Here is a 21,749-nt window from a genome sequence, read left to right on the forward strand (position 1 = left end):
TGGCCGCCAGTTGGAAGGGAAAGCGCCCCTAACGCAACATGGATCTACCGGTGGTTGTGGTCGTCATCCTTCGCGCGGTCCAGCAGCTTGCAGATGTCCTTCGCGTGCCGGATGCTGTTGTGCGTGATCTCGCCGGAGACGATCTCCATCTGGTCGGCGGCGGCGTAGACAACGTTGCCTGCCAACCGTCCGCGTTCGAAGTAGAAGGCCTTGGGCAGTCCGGCGTCCTCAAAGACCTTCTCGTCAGCGGCTCCCATAGCGAACACCAGGCTGGGACCCCGTGCGGAGAGGTGGGCGCTCAGGCCGTCCGCTGCGAGCCTCTGGGTGAAGGGTCCGGAGACGTCCAGCTCGTCGATCGTGGCGCCGTCGGAAACGCGGGTGAGGTCAATGGTGGCGTCGCCCCGGAACCTGATCACCAGGGTCCCGTCGTCCTTCTTCTCGCCCTTGTACTTCACCTCGCGCTCGTCGCCGGCTTCCACCTTGATGGTGGTGTCGCAGGCCTCGAACTCGTAAGGGTCGTAGTACGAATCGGGCACGGAGACGTACTTTCCGTCGGTGTCCTGCGGGGGCCACGGCCCTGCAGCCCCGCCTCCGCCGCCAGACCCGGCGGACGCCGGAGCGGAAATTCCCGTAAGCAATGCCAGCGCCAGAGTGGCGGGCAGGCACAGATACCTCATTTTTCGGTTCATGGCAGCACTCCTGAAGATGGCAGGAGGGGACGCATACGGGCCTGACCTGCCAATGTTTATAAACATCAAATGCCAGTTAGGCGACGAGACCAGTTGTGATGCGGTGATATTGCGGCCGCTGTGTTCAGGCCGACAATACGTTCAAGCTAGCGCCGCCGTCGCCGGGGTGTCAACGGGTAATCGGACGCCCCGCGGCACGCTGAATCGTACGCCAAATCCGGGCACGGAAGCGGGACGGCAAATACGCCTCGAAACAGGGCGCGCAAATGCGGGGTTTTGCGGACGCCAATGCCCTGCGTGTCACCGTCGTCGTGGGCATTGGCATCCGCTACGGTCGCCGGCTTAGTGCTGGTCGGCTGGCGGCCGATATCCCTAGCGTAGGAAAATCGCCACCGGCCAGCACGAGTATTTGCTACCTGTTTTGGGGCGCAATTGCAGCCAGTGGTGGCCCTCGGTACGGTGCTCCTGGCCCCGCAGCGGAGGCGCGGCGCAGGCACTTTCCTCAGACGGCTCCCAGCATTTTGTGGGACGCTGATGGTGATGAGTTCTCACCTTAAAGATTCCCGACGACGGCGGCCCGCCGGGCAGGTGCGTGGCACCAAGCGACTGGCTGCGCTGTGCATCCTCGCAACACTAGCCTGTGTTGCCGGCCTGATTGCAACGTATTACTTCTTCGTGCGGACCACCACGGGGCAGTACATCGACGAATCCGCCCTCGTGGAGGCCGTCGCCATCCACGGGCCCGCCGGGAAGGCCGCCACCAGATTCCTGGACTGGCTGCCCACCATCTCGCTGGTGATGGCCGCCGTCGTCGTCCTCTTTGTCACGGTGATCCGCAAGAGGTGGAGGGCCGCGGGCATTGCCGTGGCAGCGTGCATCGGCGCGAACATCGCCACGCAGGTACTGAAGGAACTGCTGCCGGCCCGGCCGTTCCGCGGCGTCGAAACCCTGGAATTGAATTCGTTGCCGTCCGGCCACACCACGCTGGCTGCGTCGGCCGCGGCGGCCGTGTTCCTGATGGCCTCGCCGCGCTGGCGGCCGTTCGCAGGCTTCGTGGGTGGCAGCTTCGCCATCGTGTCCGGGATTTCCACGGTGGTGAACCAGTGGCACCGCCCCGCTGACGTCGTGGCGGCCTTCCTGTTGGTGGGCGCGTTCGCGATCCCGGCCGGGTGGCTGATCATCCGCACCGGCAATTCATGGAACGTGTGGGATGGCTTCGGCGGGCACTGGGCGTCCTCACGCTGGTGGATCCGGCTGCCGGGCCTGATCTCCGTGGTGTTTGCAGCGGCCGCCGCGTATTTGCTCACCCGGTACATTCCCGGCGAGGGCGGAAGCACCACCAGCTACTTCTGGGGCGGCATCTCACTGATCGTCGTGGCCGGGTACGTTGCCACGGTGGCCACCACCGCGCTGTTCGCCTTTGCCGCACGACGGCGGGTGGCCGGCGGCCGCTGACGGAGCCAGCCCGTGTCTACTTCAGGAACGAGGCGTTGAAGGAGTTCAGGTCCACCGGAACGCCGTTGAGGCTGTGCTCGAACTTCTGCTGGATGCCGATCCGCATGGTGCTGGCCGTGTTCCAGCCGCCGTACTGCACCGGGGCCGGGGCGAGGTAGTTGGCTGTCCAGGTTGAGTAGTTGAGGTTGCTGGTGTTCGTGTCCCAGAGCGGGACGTCGGAGAAGGCGGTGCTGTTGCTCATGAGGTCCGGCCACATGCCGCTGCCGCTGTAGATCACGGGCCGCACGCCCATGCTGCGGACGCCGTCCACCATTTGGCGGGTCACCGCCGCGCTGCCGGGCTCAACGTCCAGAGCGAAGAACTGCAGCTGCGCGGTGTACGGTCCGGCAGCGTTGATGCCGCCCTGCCAGCAGGCGGCGTCCCGCGTGTACACGGCGATTTTCAGGCCGGCGTCGAGCGCCATCTTGAGCTGGGCCTGGGTCCGGGACCAGGGATCACAAGTACCCCAGGCGGTGGAGTGCATCACGTAAAGCCGGATGCCGGCGTCGTACGCCTTTTTGAACCACGCGGGGTCGGTGATCGCGGCGGTGGTGTCCACAACCTTCACCGAAGAGCTCGAGACGGGCGGCGTGCGCTTGGTGGGCTGCATCTTCGCCTCCTGGACTTTCGCGGGCTGCAGCACAGCGGCTTGGACTTCCGGCGCTGACTGCGCTGGCTTCTGCGCGGACGGTGCGGCGGCAGGTGCCGCTCCGAGGCCCAGCAGAAGGGGCAGGGCAGCAATGGCAGCAACAAGGTTGATCTGAAGCAAACGATACTCCTGGGTCTGGCCGGCCCGGCGGGGATGGGGGCAGGCATGGCGCGGCAAGGCCGCGTGAGGGTGGGGATGCGCAGTTGATCGAGCCCAGTTCCCGGTCAACTCGTGGGACGCCGCACAAGTAGTGCCGGGGTCCGCCCCCTACCTTACGGGTGTTGCGGCGGGTATCGAAAACCACAAAAACGAGTGTTGACTGTTCCGGTGTTTGTCCCGTAATGGCGTGGAAGGCATCTTCCATTTACATTGCCGCCCGCGAAGGCCAGAATAAATCGCACCACCAGCCTCCACTGGCTCAGCAGCGAGCTGACTTCCATGCTGCTCAATACAGGGGGCTGCTCTGATGGCCGATCTCTACGAATCCAAACTTTCCACGCGGGTGGATTTCCCGGCCCGGGCCAGGGCTGTCGCCTCAATTCCCTCGTTGCTGAGGCTCCAGGCTTTCCTGCGCATGCATGCCCGGCGCCAGAATGAACCCGGAATCTGCGACTTCACACTCGGCAATCCGCATCAAATGCCGCAAGAGGCATATGTCGCGGCATTGCGGGACCAGCTGGAACCGAGGAATGAACTCTGGTTCGCCTACAAATCCAACGGCGTGGAGGCCCAGCAGGCCGCCGCCGAATCGTTGCAGCGCCTGTTGGAGATGCCGTTCGAGCCGGAAGACATTCACCTCACCACGGGAGGCTTCACCGCCATCGCCATGGCATTGAAGGCCGTGGCCGATCCTGGCGACGAGGTGATCTACAGCCTGCCGCCGTGGTTCCTGTACGAGCCGATCGTCACCGAAGCCGGCCTGGTTCCGGTCAAAGTGCTGATCAACACGGAGACGTTCGACCTGGACCTCATGGCCATCGCCTCCGCCATTACGGCCCGCACGCGGGTGGTGATCGTCAACTCCCCCAACAATCCCACCGGCCGGATCTACCCGCCCGCGCTGCTGGTGAAGCTGGCGGCGATGCTGGAGCTGGCCTCGGAGCGGAACGGACGCCGGATCTATCTCCTGTCCGACGAGGCGTACAACCGGATTGTGTATGACGGCGCCCGCTTCCACAGCCCGGCCGAATACTATCCGCATACCCTGCTGGCGTACTCCTACGGGAAAACCCACCTGGCTCCAGGGCAGCGCATGGGCTACCTGGCCCTGCCGCCCACCATGCCGGACCGGGACGCCCTGCGGGAGATCCTGAGTGCGCTGCAGGTTGCCATGGGCTGGATCTACCCCAACGCGCTGCTCCAGTACGCACTGCCCGCACTCGAGACGTTCTCCATCGACGTCGGGCAGCTGCAGCGGAAGCGGGACCGGCTGTATGACGCGCTGACGGGAATGGGATACCGGCTCCACCGGCCGGAGGGCTCGTTCTACCTGTTCGTCCATTCGCCGGCTCCCGACGACGAAGCGTTCACTGAGTCCCTGGCCACGCACAACGTCTTTGTGCTGCCGGGAGTGCTGTTTGAAACACCGGGGTTCTTCCGGATCTCGCTCACGGCCAACGAGGAGATGGTGGAGCGCAGCCTGCCCGCGTTCGCGGAGGCGATCAGGCTCGCGGGGGTTGGGTGAGGTGCCGGCGTTAGGTGAGGCGCCGGGGTTGGGCCCACCTGAGTGGTCAGTACCTGTTCTTCCTGGTCCACTCCTGCATGGAGGCCCGGCTGCTACGCACTGTGCCGCCGGCTCCCGAACACGCCGGGTCTGTGTGTTGACTCGCCGGTGGTCGCGGAGGAATATCGCACTTGTCCGCACCGGCGCTGCCAGGGCTCTCCACCGCCGTGCAGCGCGGGTGGCCCCAGCCGGAAGAAGGATCCCCCATGTCCATACTCGCCACCACTCCCGAAAGCCAGGCGTTCGGCCTGAAGGCGAAGATATACGACGACGACCTCCGGTCCCATGGTTACGTCGCCAAGCACACGAAGGACCTGGCGGTGAACCCGGAGGCGTATGTGGCATTTGAAGCGCTGATCAGCGCCATCACACAGAACATGGATGTGCGGCGCTACGAGCTGATCACCCTGGCCGCCGCCCAGTCGCTCGGTTCGGCACACTGCCGGCTGGCCCACGGACTGAAGGCGCTGCGGGCCATTGCCGAGGACGAGCTGGTGCAGATCGCCAAGGACTATCACAACGCGGGGCTAACACCGGCGGAGGTGGCCATGATGGAGTACGCCGAACGGCTCAGCACGGACGCGGTCACCATGACCGACGCCGACACCCTCGAACTGCGGGACCACGGCTTCACCGACAGGGAAATCCTGGACATCACGCTGGCTGCTGCTGCCAGGAACTACATGAGCCGCACGCTGCAGGCAATCGCGGCGGAGGTGGACGTTCCCACCAAGCTCTCCCCGCAGCTCCGCAGCGCCCTGCTGTCTCCCCTGGCACAGTACGGCGCGGCGGCGAAGCCCCGGCACCGCGGCGCCTGACCCCCCAGCGCTCTCTCACTTCCTGCCGTAAAAAACCCGACGCTCTCTCACTTCCTGCCGTAAAAACCCCGACCCTCTCTCACTTCCTGCCGTAAAAAACCCGACGCTCTCTCACTTCCTCCGGCACGCCCGAGATGGTGAGAGAGCGTCGGACAAAAGCGCGCAAGAAGTGAGAGAGCGTTGGAGAAAAACGCGCTGGAAGTGAGAGAGCGTCACCACTCGCAGCGCGGGCAAGGCGGCTCGGCGGCTGGGCGGCTGTCGCCCTAGGCCTGCCGGCGGTACGTTGCCTCGACCACCTGGTACGGATCGTGGCCGGGCACCATGTTGTGCATGGTGATCCGTCCGCCGTTGCCGTCGCCGGGATGGACGTGGATCTGCCAGCCCCAGTCAGGTCCGGACGGGGCGGGGTACCAGCCGGTCAGACGGATCACGCCGTCGTCGTCGATGTTCCCGTCAAGGGTCAGCCATTCCGGCCCGGAGTGGAAGGAATCAACCCAGACCGCTTTGGCCCCTTGGGTTCCGGCGGCCGCGTCCGCTGGGGCCCCGTCCCCCACGTCGGACACTGCCGCCGCGTCCTCCTCTTCGGGCGCCCCCGAGCCCTCCTCGGACACAGCGGCCGGGCCGGAGCCCAGGAGCAGCAGGCCGCTCTGCGGCTTGCCCTCGTGCTGCCACGTGTACTCGATGGTCACGAACGCCCCGGCGGTCACGGTAACGGTCGCGGCCGACACCGATTCCTGGTACTCGTCAGTGGGCATGATCCGTAGCAAGTTGTGGCCCTGCCAGCTTCCGGTGAACGGTGCCAAACTTTCGATAATCGTCATACCGGCAGTCTGGCCGGTAAGCGCGGCCGCCGCCAGCCCGGCACGCCGTGCCAGTGCAGCTAGTAGTTCCGCCGGTGCTTGAGCCGCGGAATCGTGATGGCGAAGACGACGGCGGCGGCGAACCCCAGCACGCCGGTGGCCCACACGCCCGCCCCCAGTGAGACTGCGGCGGTGACGCCGGAGAGCAGCACCGGGCCGCCGGTGGCACCGGCGTCGGCAATAAAGCGCCACAGTCCCAGGAACTGGCCGCGACCGCGGTCCGGGGAGAAGTCGGCCCCGAGGGTCATGATGAGGCCGGAGCTGATTCCGTTGCCGAACCCAATCAGCAGGGCCGCCAGCAGCAGGCCCACAAAAGTGCCCGTAAGCGGGATGAGCATGAGTGCGGTGCCCATGATCACCGTGGACGGGATGGCCACCCATTGCCGGCCCTTGCGGTCCATGAGCTTGCCCGCGGGGTAGAACACCAGCATGTCGATCGCCCCGGAGAGGCCGTAGATCAGCGAGGCCTGCGTGGCGTCCATGCCCAGGTTGTCCGCCCACAGCGGGATGACCACCTGGCGGGACGCGCGCAGGGCACTGAGCAGCAGGATGCCGGCGCCCACGGTGAGGAACACCCCGGCGTGGGACCGGGCGATGCCGCGCATCGTGGGCTCCGGCCCTCGGTGCGCGTCGCCCGAACCGGCAACAGCAGGCAGGTCCGGGATGGTGATGGACAGGACGGCAGCGGCTGCCATGGCCGCCACGCCAACCCAGTACGCGCCGCTGATGCCGGCGAACTGCATGACGCCTGCGCCCACGAACGGTCCGATGAAGATGCCGATCCTGCTCACGCCGCCCAGTGTGGACAGGGCACGGGCGCGGAACGCCACCGGCACCGCCTCGGTCAGGTATTTTTGCCGGGCCAGGCTGAAGACGCTCGCGGCCATTCCGACGACGACCATCGCCACGGCGAGCAGCCACAGTCCGTTGGGGATCACCGAGGACAGCCCGGCCGCCGTCAGCGCCAGGGCACCGGCCGCGGCGGCTCCGACGATGGACCAGCGTTCGCCGAATTTGAGGGTGATCAGGGAGGCGGGCAGGTTGAAGAACCAGGAGCCCAGGCCGATGAGCGTGACGATCAGCGCGGCCACCGCCACGGACGCGCCGAGGTCCCGGGCGGAGAGCGCCACCACCGGGAGCACCGCCCCTTCGCCGATGCAGAACAGCAGCGCCGGGCCGAATGCGGGGACGGCAATACTGCGGAGGCTGAAGGTCTTGGTGGCTTGCGCGGAGGTCATCCCCTTCATCCTATGGCCCGGGTTCCGCCGGCGGCCCCGCGGGGAATCCAACGCACATTCGGGGGTCACAAAAGGCCTCGAGAGGACTACCGTTTGCCTTGTGGGGTACTTACACGTGTGCCCGTCACCAAAAGGAGGATTGTCCCATGGGCGAAGTGTGGATACGCACGGTCAACAACAGCCTGGTCCGCGGCAGCATGGTCACCGAGATCGCTTCCACCCGCGGGTCCCTTCATGAGGACCAGGGCTACGCGCTCAAGGTCATCCTGGACGGCAAGGCCCACGTACTGATCGACGACGGCGAGCTCCGGGGCTCGCTGACCGAACGGCTCGAGTATGCCCGGAACCTGGAGGACGCCCTGCTGCTTGCCCTGGACGAGGCCGGACGGATGGATGCGTCCGCGGTGGTGGAGCACGATCCGGAGCGGGACCGGTGGCAGGTTATTGCCGGCGCGGAACTGGGTGGTGTCCAGGCCGGCTTCAATGCTGCGGCAGGGTCGCGCGTGTAAGAAAGTAGGCACTCCCTTCTCTTGCCGGGATTGGCTGCCTGCCAGCAAAGGAAGCAAGCAATGAAAATCGCCGTTGCCGGGGGAACCGGAACTGTCGGTCACCACGTGGTCAGCATCGCCAGGGCCCGAGGGCATCAGGTGGTGAGCCTGAGCCGCGCAGACGGCGTGGACCTGGTCACCGGCCGCGGGCTCGACGAGGCGCTCCGGGGTGTGGAGACGGTCATCGACGTTTCCGGCATTCAGACTAGGTCGACCAAGAAGGCCGTGGACTTTTTCACGAACAGTACCCAGAATCTGCTGGCTGCCGAGAAGAAGGCCGGAGTGCGCCACCATCTTGCCCTCTCGATTGTGGGCATCGACACGGCGACGTCGGGGCTGTACGCGGGAAAGTTGGTCCAGGAGGATACGGTCCGCCACGGCGGTGTGCCCTGGACCCTCCTGAGGTCCACCCAGTTCCACGAGTTTGTGCCCATGACCGTCGGCGTCGCTTCACTGGGCCCGCTGGTGCTTGTTCCGCAGATGCGGACCCAGCCGGTGGCGGCGCGGGAGGTGGCGGAGGCGCTGGTGGATGCCGCAGAGGCAGGGCCGAGTGGCCCCATGGCAGACCTCGGCGGGCCACGCGTGGAGGAACTGGACGACCTCGTCCGCGCCTACCTGCAGAAGTTCCGCATGCGGAAGCAGATCGCGAAACTGTTCATCCCCGGTTCCATGGGCAAAGCCATGCGCAGCGGCGACCTCATCCCCAAGCCGGGTGCCGCCGTCGGACGCCAGACGTTCCAGGAGTGGTTGGAGACGGACGCCTCCTCCCCAACGAACAGCGCCTAGACGTACCCGTCCACAATCGCGGCCGCGATCTCCTTGTAGGCGCGGCGGGTCTCGGGGCGCAGCACGTCGAGGGTGACCAGGTCGCCGTCGGCCACTCCGCGGTCGTGCGGGACGGCGATCAGCTGCCGGCAGATGCCGGAGAGGTGTTCCTCGATGGCGTCCTTGTCCACGCGGGAGGAGACCTCGTCCTTGTCCGTGATCACCACGATGGCGTTGCGTGCCAGGTCCTCGTAGCCGTGGTGGGCGAGCCACTGCAGGGTGCTGCGGGCGCGCTTGGCGCCGCTCACCGCGTACCCGGCGGCGATCACCAGGTTGTCGGCGGACTGCAGGATGCCGCTCATGGCGTTGTGCGTGACGCCGGTGCCGCAGTCGGTCAGTGCCACGGAGTAGTAGCCGGAGATGAGCTTGCGGATGCGGAGGTATTCCTCGGCCGTGAGCGAGTCCGACACCTCCGGGTCCTGCTCCCCCGCGATCAGGTGCAGCCGGCCGGCGTGGTGCATGTAGCGGGCCAGCGCCGTGAGGGAATCGACCGAGTCGATGTTCTTGAGCAGGTCCGTGATGGTCCGTGGGCTGGCCTGCTGGTAGATGCCCTCGCCGAGGGCGCGCTCCACGAGGTCGCCGGAGTCCGGGTTGGCGTCGATGGCGCACGGGGCGTCCCCGCGGAATTCGGCGAGGGTCAGGCCGACGCCCACGGTGGTGGAGGTCTTGCCGATGCCGCCCTTGAGGCTCAGCACCGCCGTGTTGTAGCTGCCCTGCAGCTGGCGGGAGATCCGCCGGCCAAGTTCGTCCTCTTCACGCTGCCGCGGGCCGGGGCCCAGGTTGATGGCTCCGCCGCTCAGGGCGAAGAGGGCGCCGCGGAAGCCGCCGCGGGGGCGCGGCTTCTGCTGGCGGACAAAGGAACCCGGCGAGGTGATGAAGTCGGACACCGGCGCGTCCGCTGCCGCCAGTTTGGCGGCCTGGCGCGAGGCCGCACGCTGCGGGGAACCAGCGGAGGCGGTCTCTTCAGCGGTAGCGTTCGACGGCGGCGTGCTCGGTTCCGCGGGGACGGCCCGGCGGGAGGCGGCCGGCTGCGACGTGGGGAGAGCGGGTGCTGACGCCGGCACCGGGGACGGCACCTCTGCGGGAGCTTCCTCCGGACCGGACTCTACTTCGGCCTGCGCGTCGGCGACGGCGGCCGCTTCAGCCCAGGAACTCCGCCGGGTGGGAGCAGTGCGGCTGGTGTTGGGAGTTGCAGCGGCGGGCATGGTTCCTGTCCGGGCATCCGGAGATGCACCGGCCGGGCGACGGAGGTCGCGGCGGCGGCGCGTCTGAGACTGCCCTGCATTTTTTGCAGAGGCTCGTGCGTTCTTATCGGCCGATTCGGGCATGTTTGTCCCCCCAGGACGTTCGGCAAACCGTGCAGCTGCTCTTTAGGGCGTGGGTCAATCAGCAATTCTAGGCGCTTCGGGACGAAAGTCCGCCACGCAAGGGGTTGACGAGACGCGGCGCACAGTTGCCCCGCACCGGAGTGCGCCTTACATTGAGGCATGGCCAACTCCCCCGAGCGCGAACGCGTCCTGGAACTTCAGGACCAAATTATTGGCACCGAGAATGTCGCCGAGTTCCTGCAGCGCCTGTCCGTCATGGCGGCCGCCGCCGTGAGCAGGGCGACATCCAGCAAGGTGGAGTGCGGAGTGACGCTGAAACGACGACGGCGCACTGCCACCGTGGCCGGGAGCAGCCCCAGGGCGCTCCTCCTCGACAAGATCGAGCAGAGCATCGGGGAGGGTCCCTGCATCGAGGCGCTTCGAATCAAAGCCCCGGTGCTGCTCAGCAACATGGAAACGGATCCCCGCTGGCCGGCCTACCGGGATGCGCTGGCCGCCGAGGGGTGCCGGGGCACGCTGGGGGTGCCGCTGGAGCTCGGCGAGGAATCGGCTGCAGCCCTGAACTTCTTCGCGTTTTCCTCCGGGGTATTCTCGGACAGCGTCATCCAGGAGGCCCAGGATTTCGCCGATATCGCCGGCGGCGCCGTGCGGCTGGCAGTCCGGCTGGGCACCGCGCAGTCGCTGGCGGAGGATCTGACCGCCGCGATGAAAAGCCGCACGTCCATCGACCTCGCGTGCGGCGTGATCATGGGCCAGAACCGCTGCTCCCAGGCCGAGGCCATGGCCATCCTGACCAAAGTGTCCAGCAACCGCAACCAGAAGCTGCGCTTAGTCGCGGAAGAGATGCTCAGCAACCTCACGGGTGCAGAAATACACACCCACTTCGACCCCGCCTGATCCCCTGACGAAGGCTAATCTCCCGGCGTACCTGCCCGTGGGTTCAGCCGCTCGGCGAGTCCGGACAGAAGGATGCTGATTCCCTGATCCAGCTCCGCCTCGCCGTCGTAATCCGCCAGAACCGGCGCCAGCGCACGGAGGTGCGGGAAGTCCCGGGCCGGGAGCCGGTGAAGGCCCAGCCGGAGCAGAGCCTCGTTCTCGTCCGGGTCCACAATGAACTCCTGAAGCTCATTCAGGATGTGGCCGTACAGGAAGCCGTAGTAGGCGCGGTAGACGTGCAAGGCGTCGTTGGGGGCAAAACCGGCCTCAATGAGCAGGCCGAGGATCTGCTCCAGCGGGCGGAGCGTCCCCAATGGCCGGAGTCCCAGCGGGGTGGACAGCGGACGCGTCACCAGCAACGGCACAACGTTCGGATGCCGGAGGGCCAGGAGTCGCAGGTCATGGGCGATCCTGCGAAGCTGCGCCTGCCAGTCGGGGTCCTCCGGGAAGATGGCCAGCTCATTCAGTACTAGTTCGGTAATCCCGTCCAGGAGATCCGCGCGGTTCTCCGCATAGCGGTAGAGGCCCATGGGGTCGCGGTCCAGTGCCTGGCCCAGCCGTCGCATGCTGAGGGCTTCAAGGCCTTCTGCATCCACCAGCTCGAGCGCCGCCTCAAGGACCGCCTCGCGGTTTAGCCGTTGTTTGGGGGCCGTGTCCTGCGGGGCTGTCATCGTGGTGGTCCTTTGGTTGGAAATGGCCGGCATGCGATCGCATCTGGCTGCCCTCTATTGCTTTACCCGTAGTCTACGCCTAGAGTCTACAGTGTAGATATATTCCGTTGAAGACACTGAAAACTCCTGGATACGTCACACCCGCCGCTTAGATCAGGGTGGATCGGTTCAGGCCTTGTGCACGGATCTGGAACGTAGCTGCTGTAGCCGAACGGCGGCACATGATGCACTGCATGGAAAGAACAAATCATGGCCGTTTCACATTTTGACCGCTTCCTGAGTGAAGCCACCGCCCCGGACCACGACGGCGACTTGTCGCTGAGGAAGGACCAGCTGTACGGGCTGTACACCAGCTGGTGCATTCTCAACGAGTCCATCCCGGCAGCCGGGTCCGACTTCTGGTCCGCTATGAAGCACCACCGCATCCGGCCTTCGGACAGCGGGCTTCGCATGACGGGGCCCGCCGCCGCAGACTACATTCTGGCCACCTACCCGGTCCTCGTCTAACCGGCATCCCGGAGAACACCCTCCCGCAGCAACGGACCACAAAGGGCCGGTTCGCGGGTCAGCCTTGGGGGCTGACCCAGGAACCGGCCTTTTGCCTGTCCCGCGCGCGCCACCATCCGGCGATGTCCCGCTACTGCGCCAACGCTTTCATTCCCCGCCGCGAGAGCGACGAGCGCTGACCGCAACTGGAGCACGCTATGCGGTAAGTACGGGACGTCGTGAAGACGGGGATGAAGAAGAGAGTGAATTTGGATGCGCGCTCTTCTAGGTAGTGCTCCACGTGCCGGCCACAGTTGCGGCATGTTGCTTTCCTGGCGGGCAACGCCCGCAGGACGGTCTTGAGTCCGAAGAGTAAGAGCATCGCTCCCTTTCTGGATTTTGGCTTCTGGGGCATGGCGAGTTCTGGATCATGGCAAGTTCCGAGTTCACGGCGGGGCCCTACCGGCGCCCGCTTCAAACCGCTGACCGCCATCTGGTGAAACACCCCGATCGGCAAGACGCTTACGATCCAATAGTAATCATGCTTAGTATTGGGTGAGGTTTCACACCAACCACCACCGCGTCCCCAGCCGCGGTACTCCGGAAGGCAGGCACCAGGTCATGGCCTCGGCCCATCAGAACAGACCGGCAGGATGGTCAACACACCGCTTATTGTCGACGGCGGCCCGGCTGGACGAGCGCCGGATCAACCGATGCCTGGTCGGCCTGGGCCTCTCCAAGTCGTCCTTCGACGCCCTTGATTGCGTGGAGGAACTGGGGCCTGCGACCCAGAACAACCTTGCCGACGAGCTGGGAATCACCGCCCAAAGCCTCGGCAAGATCCTGGACCGGCTGAGGGACCAGGGCCTCCTGACCAAGGAGCGCGCCGCGGGCGACGGCAGGATCAGGAGCGTGCGGCTGACACAGCGCGGGCGTTCGGTGCTGCGTACGGCAGAGGAACTGGTCCGCGGACTCCCCCGCCCGGAACGCGAGGTCGAGCTGGGCCTGCGGCAGCATCTGGAACAGCACATCGCGCACCTCACTGAGGCCCAACAGGCCCGCGCGGAAGCGTAAAACCCGTCACAGGAGTTACAGAATCAACCTTGAGTTAATCTTGAGCATTCCTTGGGGACCACTTGACCGTTCCTTGGCCACCTTTTGAGCTTGGCCCCGCAGACTTTTTCTAACGGAGCCGGACAGGGCCCCGAAGGTCTGCGGATACTCCGCACAAGTTCAAGGGGAACTTCAAATGAGCAAAGTAGCTGGACGTAAAAAGCGCATCATCATCACCACCGCAGCCATGCTGGCAGTCGGCGGCGGCGCAGCCTTCGCTTACTGGTCCGCGACGGGCACCGGCAACGGCACCACCACCGCCGGAACCTCCTCAAACTTCACCATCACCAGCTCGGTGACCGGCGGGGCACTCTCCCCCAATGGCCCCACCCAGACCTTCACCTTCGTCGTCACCAACCCCGGCACCGGCGTGCAGAAGCTCTCCGCCGTCGACGCCACCGTCGCCACCACCACAGGCGCGGCCTGGACCGCCGTCTCCGGCTGTTCCGCCGCGGACTTCGCCGTCGGCACCCCGGCGTTCACCATCGCCGAGATCCCGGCAAACGGCACCGCGACCGGCACCGTGACCCTGCAGATGATCGATCGCCCCGGCGTCAACCAGGACGGCTGCAAGGGCGCCACCGTACCCCTGCACTTCGCCGCAAGCTGAAGGCGCAACGGACTCACGTTCCTCCTCAGTACCGTCACCTTCATCCCCCAATGGTGAACGTGGCACCCCCCACCACCCCCTGAGCCAACGTCGAGAAGGTGCGAATGTCCGGCAGGCCCAACACCAGCTCCCCCGAAGCCCCCCACGGCTTCCGGCGGGGGCTGGTGTTGTATCCCCGCACATTTAGCCGCGGCGTAATGGCCTGCGTGGCCATGGTGGTTGTGGCACTGTTCGGCGCTTCGGCGGCTTCGGCCTACTGGCCGGCATCAGGAACGGGAAGTACGACGGCGGCAGTCGCCACCCTGGCCCCGCCCACCAACGTGGCGGTCCCCGCGACCAGCAACTCCAACGTATCGGTCACCTGGACTGCATCAACGGGAACGCCCGCACCCACGGGCTACTACGTCACCCGGGTCACTGGTGCCACCTCCATGCTGGCCTGCGGCAGCAGCCCTGCCGCGCTCATCACGGGCACCGCGTGCACGGATGCTTCCGCGCCCGAAGGCACGCACCATTACGTGGTTACAGCCGTCCACCGTTCCTGGACCGCAGCCAGCCTGGCCAGCGGGAACGTCACCGTGGACAACATCAACACCATCAACTTCATCGTCCAGCCGGGGGCCAGTGTCACAGCCGGCTCGGCCCTGCAGTCCGTCACCGTCGAGCTGCGGACCGCATTCGGAATCAAGCTCCTGGCGCCCGGAGTCCAGGTGACCATCGGTATCGGCAACAATCCCGGCGGAGGCACACTCTCCGGCACGTTGACGGCAACCACCAACATCTGGGGCGAGGCCACATTTACGGGCCTGTCCGTCAACAAGGCCGGCACCGGCTACACCCTGCTGGCAACCAGCACGGGATACGCCGGCGCAGTGAGCACGCCGTTCAACGTCACGGCCGCGGCCGCCACGCAGCTCGTAGTCACTGGACCTGCTTCGGGCACCGCGTCCGCAACCGCAACCATCGGGCCGTTCACCGTGCAACGCCAGGACGCCTACGGGAATCCCGTAACCACCGGAAGCATCACCGTCACCCCCGCGTCGAACTCCACCGGCACCAAGGTCTTTGCCCAGACAACCGGCGGCGCAACCGTCACTTCGGTGACCATTCCGGCCGGGGCCTCGTCGGCGTCGTTCTTCTATGGCGACACGAAGGCAGGCACCGCCCGGATTACGCTGGGGAGCACACTTACTGCTCAGCCCGTTGACGTGACGATTGCACCAGCGGCGGCGGCAAGCCTGGTCTTCGGTCCCGGATCCATCGCGCCGGTCAAGAACCAGACCATCGTCCCGGCCGTCACGGTCAGCATCCTGGACGGCTTCAGCAACCTGACCACCAGCACGGCCTCGGTCGCGCTGCAGTCCAACTGCAACCTCAAGGGGACGCTTACCCAGGCGGCAACGGGCGGCGTGGCCTCATTCGCAACCCTCGTCTTCAACGGCACCGGATCCAACTGCACCATAGTGGCCGCCAGCACAGGGCTCCCGCCGGTTACAAGCAACACCTTCAACTACGGGTGATCGGAACCGGCAGCCCTGGCACCTCGATTGAACAGTGTTCATGGATGCTGCGTATGGGGCTGTTGATATGAGTGGTCGCAGCGGGAATTACGGGTAGTTGGCACTCGCGATTCGCACCGCTGTGCCTCCTACTGTGGAGGTATTAGGCCGCCGGAGACGAGCTGCCAAAAGGCCCAGACGGCCCATCTCCGGCCGGCCGAACATCAGGACCCGCCTTCCGGCGTGCGCAGGAGCTGAGCACCCTGCCCGCCCGGAGGCGGGTCTCCTGCATGTCTGGTTAGCCCCGGAACAGCGCTGCAACCACGACGGCGGCGGTGAGTACCAGGAGAATGCCGAGCAGCACGTACCCCGGCCATTTGGGGCCGGAGCGGTGCGGGTTGATGTCTATGTACGGCATTACTGGCGGACCTTCACAGGAACGGGCTTCGTTGCCGTGCCGCGCTTCAGGCGGAGCAGCAGATATAAAGCGGTGAACGGAATGACAAGGGTGCCCATCAGGACGCACAGCGCAAAGGCGTAATCACTCAGGGCCACGGAATTACCTCCAGGATGCGTCGTTGCAGTCGAGCTGTCCCGTTACGTGAAGACTCTTCAGGCGAACGGCGGGCAACGAACTGTGAGATCCCCCATAGCGGATCGCTCATTACCCTAATGGTCGGAAAGCAACCTGTCCAATCCGGTCAACCGCTCGACAAATCCTGTCAATTGGATGCCGGTTTACCACAATGATTTGGCGCACAGCAGCGCAGTGCCATCACCACCACGACGGCGGTCGCGGCGGCCAGCGCTGCCAGCCCACGTAGGTCAGCAGCAATCGTTGCGCCTTTTTGGCATTTCTTTAGCATCGCTGTTTGAGCGCCGGGTTTTTAGAGCATTCCATCTTTCGGTGGCGCTAAACTGTGACAATTAGCGAGAATCGGAGGATTCTGTGTCCAGAGGTATCTGCCTCGTCATCGAAGATGACGCGGACATCGCAGATCTTGTTTCTTTTATCCTGTCCCAAGCCGGCTTCGAGGTCCATGTGGCCCGTTCCGGAATGGAGGGGCTTGATGCTGCAGCCGCACTGGATCCAGCCCTCATCACCCTGGACCTCGGACTTCCCGACATCGACGGCCTCCACGTCGCACAGGGCCTCAGGGGAATCACGGCGGTCCCGATTCTTATGCTCACTGCCCGAGCCCGGATCACTGACGAAATGGACGGTCTGTCCGCGGGAGCGTCCGGGTATTTGGTCAAGCCGTTTCGCCCCCGGGAACTGAGAATCCTCGCCGACCGGCTGTGCCCGGCCAAGAGTCCAACTGGACCATCACACTCGCCGGCCAAAGACAAACAATGAATATATTCGTGGGCGCCGAGCCAAGGCCGTGCACCTGACGAACAATTGTCCCTTTCGCAGGAATTGCCCTGCGTTGCCACAGGAACTGCGCAGGGTTTGCCGAGGATGCACCGTGGCTCTGTTTGTCCGCCGGAGCCTCTGGTACTCATTGTCTGGGAATGTCTTTTCCACGCATCCGGGAGTGCCGGAAACGGGGATTCAACGCCCCGGATGCCTCCAAGGATACGTTGAGTACAAATTCTGTCGGGCACCTGGCTGCGGCCGCGCCGTGCGGCCTAACTGACCCTGGAGCAGGGCGGTAATTTCACGAATTGCTGGGGAGTGTTTGTGGGTATGTGCCGTTATTTTCGATTTGTAGTGACCGGTCTCGTTCTATCCCTGGCGGTGGTGTTTGGCCTTGCCGTCCCCGCCGAGGCCGCGGGCCGGGCAGGGATCACGCTGGACGCTTCCGCCGGCCCCGGCGGATCATCGGTCATTGTGACGGGTGCAGGATTCGCCCGCCATGCCTCCGGAACCCTGACGGCCGGACCGAGCAGTGTCCCGTTCACCACCAAAGCCAACGGATCCTTCACTGCGGCCGTGACGATCCCCCTCACAGCTGAGGCAACGGTGCTCGTCACCGCCCAGACAGGAAAGGCGTCGGCCTCTGCCCCCTACACCGTCACTTACAGCCCCGCCTCGATCAGCGCGGGCCGGGAGAGCGCCTCCGGCGCAATGGCGGCAGCAACAGCCCCGGTCACGATGGCCGCCCGGACAACGACGGCGACAACAGCCACGCCCATCAGCTCCGATCCGCTCCGGTTCGGCGTGTCGACGCCGGGTGGCCCCTTGGCCGCCACCGAACTCGACGCCGTCGGCACACTGGTCAACGAAAGCCCGTCCATCGTCATGTCGTACAAGGACTTCGGCCAGGCCGCGCCAATCGCTGACCTTAACGCCGTGGATGCACGCGGTGCCACCAGCCTCGTCACGTGGGAGCCGTGGCTCTGGAGCGGAAACGGCTCCAACCAGCCGGCCTACGCCCTGGACCGCATTACCGCCGGCGACTACGACACCTACATCCAGCAGTGGGGCAACGCGCTGGCATCCTGGGGCAAGCCGGTCATGCTGAGGTTCGCCCACGAAATGAACGGCAACTGGTACCCCTGGGCAGAGTCCGCAAACGGCAACCAGGCCGGGGACTACGTGGCCGCGTGGCGCCACGTGCACGACGTCGTCGCCGCCACCGGTGCGACCAACGTGCAGTGGGTCTGGAGCCCGAACGTTCCGTACTGGGGCTCCACGCCGCTCTCCGGGCTCTACCCCGGCGCCGGCTACGTCGACGTGGTGGCCCTGGACGGCTACAACTGGGGAACCGCGGTGTCGTGGAGCTCCTGGACTTCGCCCTCGGCCCTGTTCGGCGACGGCCTGACCGCGCTCCGCAACCTCGCACCGGGCAAGCCGATCATTATCTCGGAGACGGCGTCCGCCGAGGCCGGAGGCTCCAAGGCGGACTGGAACACCGCCCTGGTGTCCTATCTCGCGGCCCAGCCCGACATCACAGCATTTGTTTGGTTCCACCACAACAAGGAAGTCGACTGGCGGATCAACAGCTCCACATCCTCGGCGAACGCCCTCGCCGCTGCCCTGGCGGCCCGGAACTCCGCTCCTTGAACCATCAGCTCGTTGTCAGGATCCTCACCACACTGACCATGATCCTGGGCGTGAACTACATGGCATGGCGGTGGTTGTTTTCCGTGAACTGGTCTGCTGCCTGGATCAGCGTGCCGCTGGTCATTGTCGAAACCTACAGCCTGATCGATGCCTTCCTGTTCGGAGTCACCATGTGGAAGCTACGCGTCCGCGACACCCCTCCCGCCCCACCCGAGGACCTCACGGTCGACGCCTTCATCACCACCTACAACGAGCCCATCAGCCTGGTCATGACCACAGCCCTCGCCGCCAGCCTCATCAGCTACCCGCACAAGACCTGGATCCTCGACGACGGCGCCCGGCCCGCCATGAAACGTGCAGCCGAGGACGCCGGCATCGGCTACATCACCCGCTCCCCCGACTGGGAAGACCACCCCCGGCACGCGAAAGCAGGCAACCTCAACAACGCCCTCGCCGCAACACAGGGCGAATTCCTCCTCATCCTGGACGCCGATCAGGTCCCGGAACCGGGAATCGTGCACAGCATGCTGGGCCACTTCAACAACGAAAAAGTTGCGCTGGTCCAGACCCCGCAGTGGTTCCACAACGTCACCGACGAAGACATCCTCGGAAGCCAGGCGCCCTTGTTCTACGGTCCCATCCAGCAAGGCAAGGACGGCTGGAACGCCGCATTCTTCTGCGGCTCCAACGCCATGATCCGACGTGAGGCCCTCATGCAGATCGGAATCACCGGCTACGTCCAAGGCGTCCGCACCACCGTCCAGCAGACACTCAAGGCCGCCGACAAGATCATCACCAAGGCACGCGCCGAACACGCCGCCACCGGCCCCCACGTAAACCGGGCATTGAACGACGTCGGCCAGGCCGTCCGCAGCGCACGAAAGGAACTGCACGAAAACAAGCCGGTCGCGAACGTCACCTATGACTTCCAGCGAAAGGTCGATGCCGCATCCAAAAGCATCGTCACGGTCGACGTCGCTGCACTTCTGGCGGACCTGGACGAGATCGCACGCCTATCCGGAGACGGCGGGACCGGCGCGTACATCGGCGACGACGTCATCGACCGCCTAGCACGCCGGGACTGGTCACCCATCGGCGCCATAGAATCAGTGCGCGAAATGGTCCAGGCCCTGGACGTGGACCGTTCCGACGAGGCGCTGCCTGTCATGCCGATGGCCACGAACTCGGTGACCGAGGACGTGGCCACCTGTATGCGCCTTCACACCCAGGGCTGGGAGAGCGTTTACCATCATGAGATCCAGGCCAAGGGCCTGGCCCCCGAGGACCTGCGCACCATGCTGACGCAGCGGCTGCGCTGGGCGCAGGGCACCATGCAGGTGTTCCTTCGCGAAAACCCCCTGCTCCAGCGGGGTCTCAGCCTGGGGCAGCGCCTGATGTACTTCTCCACGATGTGGAGCTACCTCTCGGGCTTCGCGGCCGTCGTCTACATCGCAGCCCCCATCATCTTCCTGTGCTTCGGAGTGATGCCCGTGGATGCGTTCAGCGTCGACTTCTTCGCCAGGCTCGTCCCGTTCCTGGTGGTGAACCAGATGCTGTTCTCCGTCGCTGCCCGGGGCCGGAAAACCTGGCGAGGACAGCAGTACAGCCTGGCCCTCTTCCCTGTCTGGATCAAAGCCTGCACGACGGCGGCCGCCAACGTACTGTTCGGGCGCGACCTCGGCTTCGCCGTCACCCCTAAAACCCGGCAGGACGCAGGCCCGCCATGGTCCCTGATCCGGCCCCAGCTGGTCGCCATTGCAGCCCTGATCGTTGCAGCCATAACGGGGCTCATCCGGATGTTCACCGGCGTGGGTGCACCCGCGGGAACGCTGGTCAATATTGCCTGGGTCATCTTCGACCTGGTGATCCTCAGCGTGATCATCCGCGCTGCCCTCTACAAAGGATTCACCCCTACAGAGGAAGTTGAAAGCAATGGAATTTGACGTCGAACCATCCGGCCCCGACGGGGCGGTGATCCGCATCAGCGGGCGCCTGAACATGGTTGCCGCCCCCAAACTTCGGGACCTGGTGACACACATTGTCCACGGGGACGGGCGCTCCCATTTGGTCGTTGATCTCGAAGGCACGGATTTCGTGGACTCGTCAGGCCTCGGAGCGCTGATCGCCGGCCTCAAAACCGCCCGCTCGGCCGGCGGGGACCTCCGCATCGCCCGCGCCGGGACACAGGTCACGATGGTGCTGGAGCTGACGGGCCTCGACCGCATCCTGCAGTCCCACGACACTGTTGAGGAGTGCTTCCAATGAACCAGGGCCCTCTCCAGATCCACGAGCTCCACGCCTGCGCGGACCCTGAGTGCCTGGGCAAGGTCCACGATCTTTTGGCCGAAATGTGGAGTACTTCACCGGATGTTACCGAGACAGACCGGGCGATGTTCGAAATCGCGGTCATCGAAATCGCGGCCAACATCGTCCGGCACGGCTCCGATGAGGGCCGCACAGTCTGCAACCTCATCCTCGAGGTCTACCCGGAGCGCCTCGGGGCAAGCTTCAAGGACGACGGGCTCATTGCCCACGTGAACATCGACTCGGCCGCCATGCCGGACGTCTTCGCAGAAAGCGGCCGCGGCCTCGCGATAGCAAAGGCCGCCGTGGACGTCCTCATTTACGAACGGCACAACGGCGCCAATTTCTGGTCGCTCAGCCGCACCCGCGCTCCGGTATGAGGCACGTCCTTTTCGGACAACGGTCACAGTTAAGCCGTTTGTGACAGTCAGGCTAGTGCTGCCACCCGCTGGCGTCCTTGATGGGCGGTGTGAAGTTGGGCCGCGTTTCCGGCGGCATGTTCTGCTGGTCCAGCCAGGATCGGACGGGGTACGGATCATCAGCCACGATGTTCCTCGCCACGAAGCGGCGGATCGCTTCCTTAATGTCCTTAATCATGCACTTACGCTACGGCTCGGTAACTCTTCTAGACAGAGTGGTCTGTACTCGTCTTTTGGGCACCACACCACTCGTTTCCCGGGAAATCGGGTACTCGTTATGCAGTACCCGTGCGGACTCCCGTTAACGGCCATTCCGCGGCGCAAAACACAGGCCGAAATACCCCTGTATTTATCTTTGCGTAGCGTCTAGCGCACTTTTTGGCCGGAGGAGCATACTGATACCGTCGCCCAAATCGATGGATGTTTTCTGGCATCCGGGCGGCTCATTCACCGGCAGTGCCCGTCGGGCCGGCCGGCATCCTGGCGAATATGGGGCAACTTGTTCCCATGCTTCGCATCCCTTACCGAA

The 21,749-nt window shown here is 65.1% G+C and carries 24 protein-coding genes; 15 read left to right on the forward strand and 9 right to left on the reverse strand.

The window, feature by feature from the left end; translation table 11 throughout:
- Positions 1 to 44: 44 nt before the first annotated feature.
- On the reverse strand, positions 45 to 689 hold the full coding sequence (locus AB0N24_RS22505) for a hypothetical protein (RefSeq protein WP_364129307.1): 645 nt from the start codon (positions 687 to 689) through the stop codon (positions 45 to 47).
- A 534-nt stretch (positions 690 to 1,223) separates the two neighbouring features.
- Here AB0N24_RS22505 and AB0N24_RS22510 point away from each other — a divergent pair.
- Positions 1,224 to 2,144, forward strand: coding sequence for a phosphatase PAP2 family protein (locus AB0N24_RS22510; RefSeq protein ID WP_364129309.1), 921 nt, complete (start codon positions 1,224 to 1,226; stop codon positions 2,142 to 2,144).
- 16 nt (positions 2,145 to 2,160) lie between these two features.
- Here AB0N24_RS22510 and AB0N24_RS22515 read toward each other — a convergent pair whose 3' ends face one another.
- Positions 2,161 to 2,952: a hypothetical protein gene (locus AB0N24_RS22515; protein ID WP_364129311.1), complete on the reverse strand. Its 792-nt coding sequence runs from the start codon at positions 2,950 to 2,952 to the stop codon at positions 2,161 to 2,163.
- A 346-nt stretch (positions 2,953 to 3,298) separates the two neighbouring features.
- Between AB0N24_RS22515 and AB0N24_RS22520 the strand changes: the two genes are divergently transcribed.
- Entirely contained in the window at positions 3,299 to 4,516 is a 1,218-nt protein-coding gene (locus AB0N24_RS22520; RefSeq protein ID WP_364129314.1) for an aminotransferase class I/II-fold pyridoxal phosphate-dependent enzyme, read from the forward strand.
- 245 nt (positions 4,517 to 4,761) lie between these two features.
- Positions 4,762 to 5,373, forward strand: a complete 612-nt coding sequence (locus AB0N24_RS22525; RefSeq protein WP_364129317.1) for a carboxymuconolactone decarboxylase family protein — start codon at positions 4,762 to 4,764, stop codon at positions 5,371 to 5,373.
- Between the two features lie 263 nt (positions 5,374 to 5,636).
- Here AB0N24_RS22525 and AB0N24_RS22530 read toward each other — a convergent pair whose 3' ends face one another.
- Positions 5,637 to 6,194 (reverse strand): DUF1579 domain-containing protein, encoded by a 558-nt coding sequence (locus tag AB0N24_RS22530; RefSeq protein WP_364129320.1) that lies wholly within the window; start codon positions 6,192 to 6,194, stop codon positions 5,637 to 5,639.
- A gap of 59 nt (positions 6,195 to 6,253) precedes the next feature.
- Positions 6,254 to 7,471, reverse strand: coding sequence for an MFS transporter (locus tag AB0N24_RS22535; RefSeq protein ID WP_364129322.1), 1,218 nt, complete (start codon positions 7,469 to 7,471; stop codon positions 6,254 to 6,256).
- Between the two features lie 146 nt (positions 7,472 to 7,617).
- Here AB0N24_RS22535 and AB0N24_RS22540 point away from each other — a divergent pair, with 146 nt between their 5' ends.
- Both AB0N24_RS22540 and AB0N24_RS22545 read left to right on the forward strand, forming a co-directional pair.
- Positions 7,618 to 7,980, forward strand: a complete 363-nt coding sequence (locus AB0N24_RS22540) for a hypothetical protein (protein ID WP_364129325.1) — start codon at positions 7,618 to 7,620, stop codon at positions 7,978 to 7,980.
- A gap of 60 nt (positions 7,981 to 8,040) precedes the next feature.
- Complete coding sequence (locus AB0N24_RS22545; protein ID WP_364129328.1) at positions 8,041 to 8,805, forward strand: NAD(P)H-binding protein; 765 nt, start codon at positions 8,041 to 8,043, stop codon at positions 8,803 to 8,805.
- On the opposite strand, the gene AB0N24_RS22550 is transcribed toward AB0N24_RS22545, so the two are convergent.
- The gene (locus AB0N24_RS22550; protein WP_364129331.1) at positions 8,802 to 10,172 is read right to left on the reverse strand and encodes a MinD/ParA family protein; all 1,371 of its coding nucleotides are present in this window, start codon (positions 10,170 to 10,172) and stop codon (positions 8,802 to 8,804) included. The two genes, AB0N24_RS22545 and AB0N24_RS22550, sit on opposite strands and share 4 nt — an antisense overlap.
- Positions 10,173 to 10,331: 159 nt before the next feature.
- Between AB0N24_RS22550 and AB0N24_RS22555 the strand changes: the two genes are divergently transcribed.
- Positions 10,332 to 11,069, forward strand: a complete 738-nt coding sequence (locus tag AB0N24_RS22555; protein ID WP_364129334.1) for a GAF and ANTAR domain-containing protein — start codon at positions 10,332 to 10,334, stop codon at positions 11,067 to 11,069.
- A 14-nt stretch (positions 11,070 to 11,083) separates the two neighbouring features.
- Here AB0N24_RS22555 and AB0N24_RS22560 read toward each other — a convergent pair whose 3' ends face one another.
- Entirely contained in the window at positions 11,084 to 11,779 is a 696-nt protein-coding gene (locus tag AB0N24_RS22560) for a TetR/AcrR family transcriptional regulator C-terminal domain-containing protein (RefSeq protein WP_364129337.1), read from the reverse strand.
- A gap of 249 nt (positions 11,780 to 12,028) precedes the next feature.
- On the opposite strand from AB0N24_RS22560, the gene AB0N24_RS22565 reads away from it, so the two are divergent.
- Positions 12,029 to 12,286 carry a hypothetical protein gene (locus tag AB0N24_RS22565; protein ID WP_364129339.1) on the forward strand — a complete coding sequence of 86 codons (258 nt, stop codon included), beginning with the start codon at positions 12,029 to 12,031 and terminating at the stop codon, positions 12,284 to 12,286.
- Positions 12,287 to 12,416: 130 nt separating this feature from the next.
- Here AB0N24_RS22565 and AB0N24_RS22570 read toward each other — a convergent pair whose 3' ends face one another.
- Positions 12,417 to 12,758 carry a zinc-ribbon domain-containing protein gene (locus tag AB0N24_RS22570; RefSeq protein ID WP_364129430.1) on the reverse strand — a complete coding sequence of 114 codons (342 nt, stop codon included), beginning with the start codon at positions 12,756 to 12,758 and terminating at the stop codon, positions 12,417 to 12,419.
- Positions 12,759 to 12,820: 62 nt separating this feature from the next.
- Here AB0N24_RS22570 and AB0N24_RS22575 point away from each other — a divergent pair, with 62 nt between their 5' ends.
- From AB0N24_RS22575 to AB0N24_RS22585, 3 genes are all read left to right on the forward strand, one after another.
- On the forward strand, positions 12,821 to 13,339 hold the full coding sequence (locus AB0N24_RS22575; protein ID WP_364129342.1) for a MarR family transcriptional regulator: 519 nt from the start codon (positions 12,821 to 12,823) through the stop codon (positions 13,337 to 13,339).
- Positions 13,340 to 13,514: 175 nt separating this feature from the next.
- Positions 13,515 to 13,988, forward strand: coding sequence for a hypothetical protein (locus AB0N24_RS22580; RefSeq protein WP_364129345.1), 474 nt, complete (start codon positions 13,515 to 13,517; stop codon positions 13,986 to 13,988).
- A gap of 104 nt (positions 13,989 to 14,092) precedes the next feature.
- Positions 14,093 to 15,508 carry a hypothetical protein gene (locus tag AB0N24_RS22585; RefSeq protein WP_364129347.1) on the forward strand — a complete coding sequence of 472 codons (1,416 nt, stop codon included), beginning with the start codon at positions 14,093 to 14,095 and terminating at the stop codon, positions 15,506 to 15,508.
- Between the two features lie 396 nt (positions 15,509 to 15,904).
- On the opposite strand, the gene AB0N24_RS22590 is transcribed toward AB0N24_RS22585, so the two are convergent.
- Positions 15,905 to 16,042: a hypothetical protein gene (locus AB0N24_RS22590; protein WP_364129350.1), complete on the reverse strand. Its 138-nt coding sequence runs from the start codon at positions 16,040 to 16,042 to the stop codon at positions 15,905 to 15,907.
- Between the two features lie 394 nt (positions 16,043 to 16,436).
- Here AB0N24_RS22590 and AB0N24_RS22595 point away from each other — a divergent pair, with 394 nt between their 5' ends.
- From AB0N24_RS22595 to AB0N24_RS22615, 5 genes are all read left to right on the forward strand, one after another.
- Positions 16,437 to 16,844 (forward strand): response regulator transcription factor, encoded by a 408-nt coding sequence (locus tag AB0N24_RS22595; protein WP_364129352.1) that lies wholly within the window; start codon positions 16,437 to 16,439, stop codon positions 16,842 to 16,844.
- Between the two features lie 357 nt (positions 16,845 to 17,201).
- Positions 17,202 to 18,497, forward strand: coding sequence for a glycosyl hydrolase (locus tag AB0N24_RS22600; RefSeq protein ID WP_364129355.1), 1,296 nt, complete (start codon positions 17,202 to 17,204; stop codon positions 18,495 to 18,497).
- Between the two features lie 38 nt (positions 18,498 to 18,535).
- The gene (locus tag AB0N24_RS22605; protein WP_364129433.1) at positions 18,536 to 20,440 is read left to right on the forward strand and encodes a glycosyltransferase; all 1,905 of its coding nucleotides are present in this window, start codon (positions 18,536 to 18,538) and stop codon (positions 20,438 to 20,440) included.
- Positions 20,430 to 20,762 carry an STAS domain-containing protein gene (locus AB0N24_RS22610; RefSeq protein WP_364129357.1) on the forward strand — a complete coding sequence of 111 codons (333 nt, stop codon included), beginning with the start codon at positions 20,430 to 20,432 and terminating at the stop codon, positions 20,760 to 20,762. The genes AB0N24_RS22605 and AB0N24_RS22610 overlap by 11 nt, the downstream gene beginning before the upstream one ends.
- Positions 20,759 to 21,181 (forward strand): ATP-binding protein, encoded by a 423-nt coding sequence (locus AB0N24_RS22615; RefSeq protein ID WP_364129360.1) that lies wholly within the window; start codon positions 20,759 to 20,761, stop codon positions 21,179 to 21,181. The genes AB0N24_RS22610 and AB0N24_RS22615 overlap by 4 nt, the downstream gene beginning before the upstream one ends.
- A gap of 52 nt (positions 21,182 to 21,233) precedes the next feature.
- Here AB0N24_RS22615 and AB0N24_RS22620 read toward each other — a convergent pair whose 3' ends face one another.
- Positions 21,234 to 21,398 carry a hypothetical protein gene (locus AB0N24_RS22620; protein WP_364129363.1) on the reverse strand — a complete coding sequence of 55 codons (165 nt, stop codon included), beginning with the start codon at positions 21,396 to 21,398 and terminating at the stop codon, positions 21,234 to 21,236.
- Positions 21,399 to 21,749 lie beyond the last annotated feature (351 nt).

It is taken from the genome of Arthrobacter sp. NPDC093128 (assembly GCF_040683875.1).
In the GTDB taxonomy this organism is placed as follows: Bacteria; Actinomycetota; Actinomycetes; order Actinomycetales; family Micrococcaceae; genus Arthrobacter.

Coding starts and splice junctions, on each gene's coding strand:
- AB0N24_RS22610 (WP_364129357.1), top strand. CDS start 20,430: ATGGAATTTGACGTCGAACCATCCGGCCCCGACGGGGCGGTGATCCGC.
- AB0N24_RS22580 (WP_364129345.1), top strand. CDS start 13,515: ATGAGCAAAGTAGCTGGACGTAAAAAGCGCATCATCATCACCACCGCA.
- AB0N24_RS22540 (WP_364129325.1), top strand. CDS start 7,618: ATGGGCGAAGTGTGGATACGCACGGTCAACAACAGCCTGGTCCGCGGC.
- AB0N24_RS22570 (WP_364129430.1), bottom strand. CDS start 12,758: ATGGCGGTCAGCGGTTTGAAGCGGGCGCCGGTAGGGCCCCGCCGTGAA.
- AB0N24_RS22525 (WP_364129317.1), top strand. CDS start 4,762: ATGTCCATACTCGCCACCACTCCCGAAAGCCAGGCGTTCGGCCTGAAG.
- AB0N24_RS22565 (WP_364129339.1), top strand. CDS start 12,029: ATGGCCGTTTCACATTTTGACCGCTTCCTGAGTGAAGCCACCGCCCCG.
- AB0N24_RS22550 (WP_364129331.1), bottom strand. CDS start 10,172: ATGCCCGAATCGGCCGATAAGAACGCACGAGCCTCTGCAAAAAATGCA.
- AB0N24_RS22505 (WP_364129307.1), bottom strand. CDS start 689: ATGAACCGAAAAATGAGGTATCTGTGCCTGCCCGCCACTCTGGCGCTG.
- AB0N24_RS22560 (WP_364129337.1), bottom strand. CDS start 11,779: ATGACAGCCCCGCAGGACACGGCCCCCAAACAACGGCTAAACCGCGAG.
- AB0N24_RS22530 (WP_364129320.1), bottom strand. CDS start 6,194: ATGACGATTATCGAAAGTTTGGCACCGTTCACCGGAAGCTGGCAGGGC.
- AB0N24_RS22520 (WP_364129314.1), top strand. CDS start 3,299: ATGGCCGATCTCTACGAATCCAAACTTTCCACGCGGGTGGATTTCCCG.
- AB0N24_RS22545 (WP_364129328.1), top strand. CDS start 8,041: ATGAAAATCGCCGTTGCCGGGGGAACCGGAACTGTCGGTCACCACGTG.
- AB0N24_RS22510 (WP_364129309.1), top strand. CDS start 1,224: ATGGTGATGAGTTCTCACCTTAAAGATTCCCGACGACGGCGGCCCGCC.
- AB0N24_RS22585 (WP_364129347.1), top strand. CDS start 14,093: ATGTCCGGCAGGCCCAACACCAGCTCCCCCGAAGCCCCCCACGGCTTC.
- AB0N24_RS22555 (WP_364129334.1), top strand. CDS start 10,332: ATGGCCAACTCCCCCGAGCGCGAACGCGTCCTGGAACTTCAGGACCAA.
- AB0N24_RS22615 (WP_364129360.1), top strand. CDS start 20,759: ATGAACCAGGGCCCTCTCCAGATCCACGAGCTCCACGCCTGCGCGGAC.
- AB0N24_RS22535 (WP_364129322.1), bottom strand. CDS start 7,471: ATGACCTCCGCGCAAGCCACCAAGACCTTCAGCCTCCGCAGTATTGCC.
- AB0N24_RS22620 (WP_364129363.1), bottom strand. CDS start 21,398: ATGATTAAGGACATTAAGGAAGCGATCCGCCGCTTCGTGGCGAGGAAC.
- AB0N24_RS22605 (WP_364129433.1), top strand. CDS start 18,536: ATGATCCTGGGCGTGAACTACATGGCATGGCGGTGGTTGTTTTCCGTG.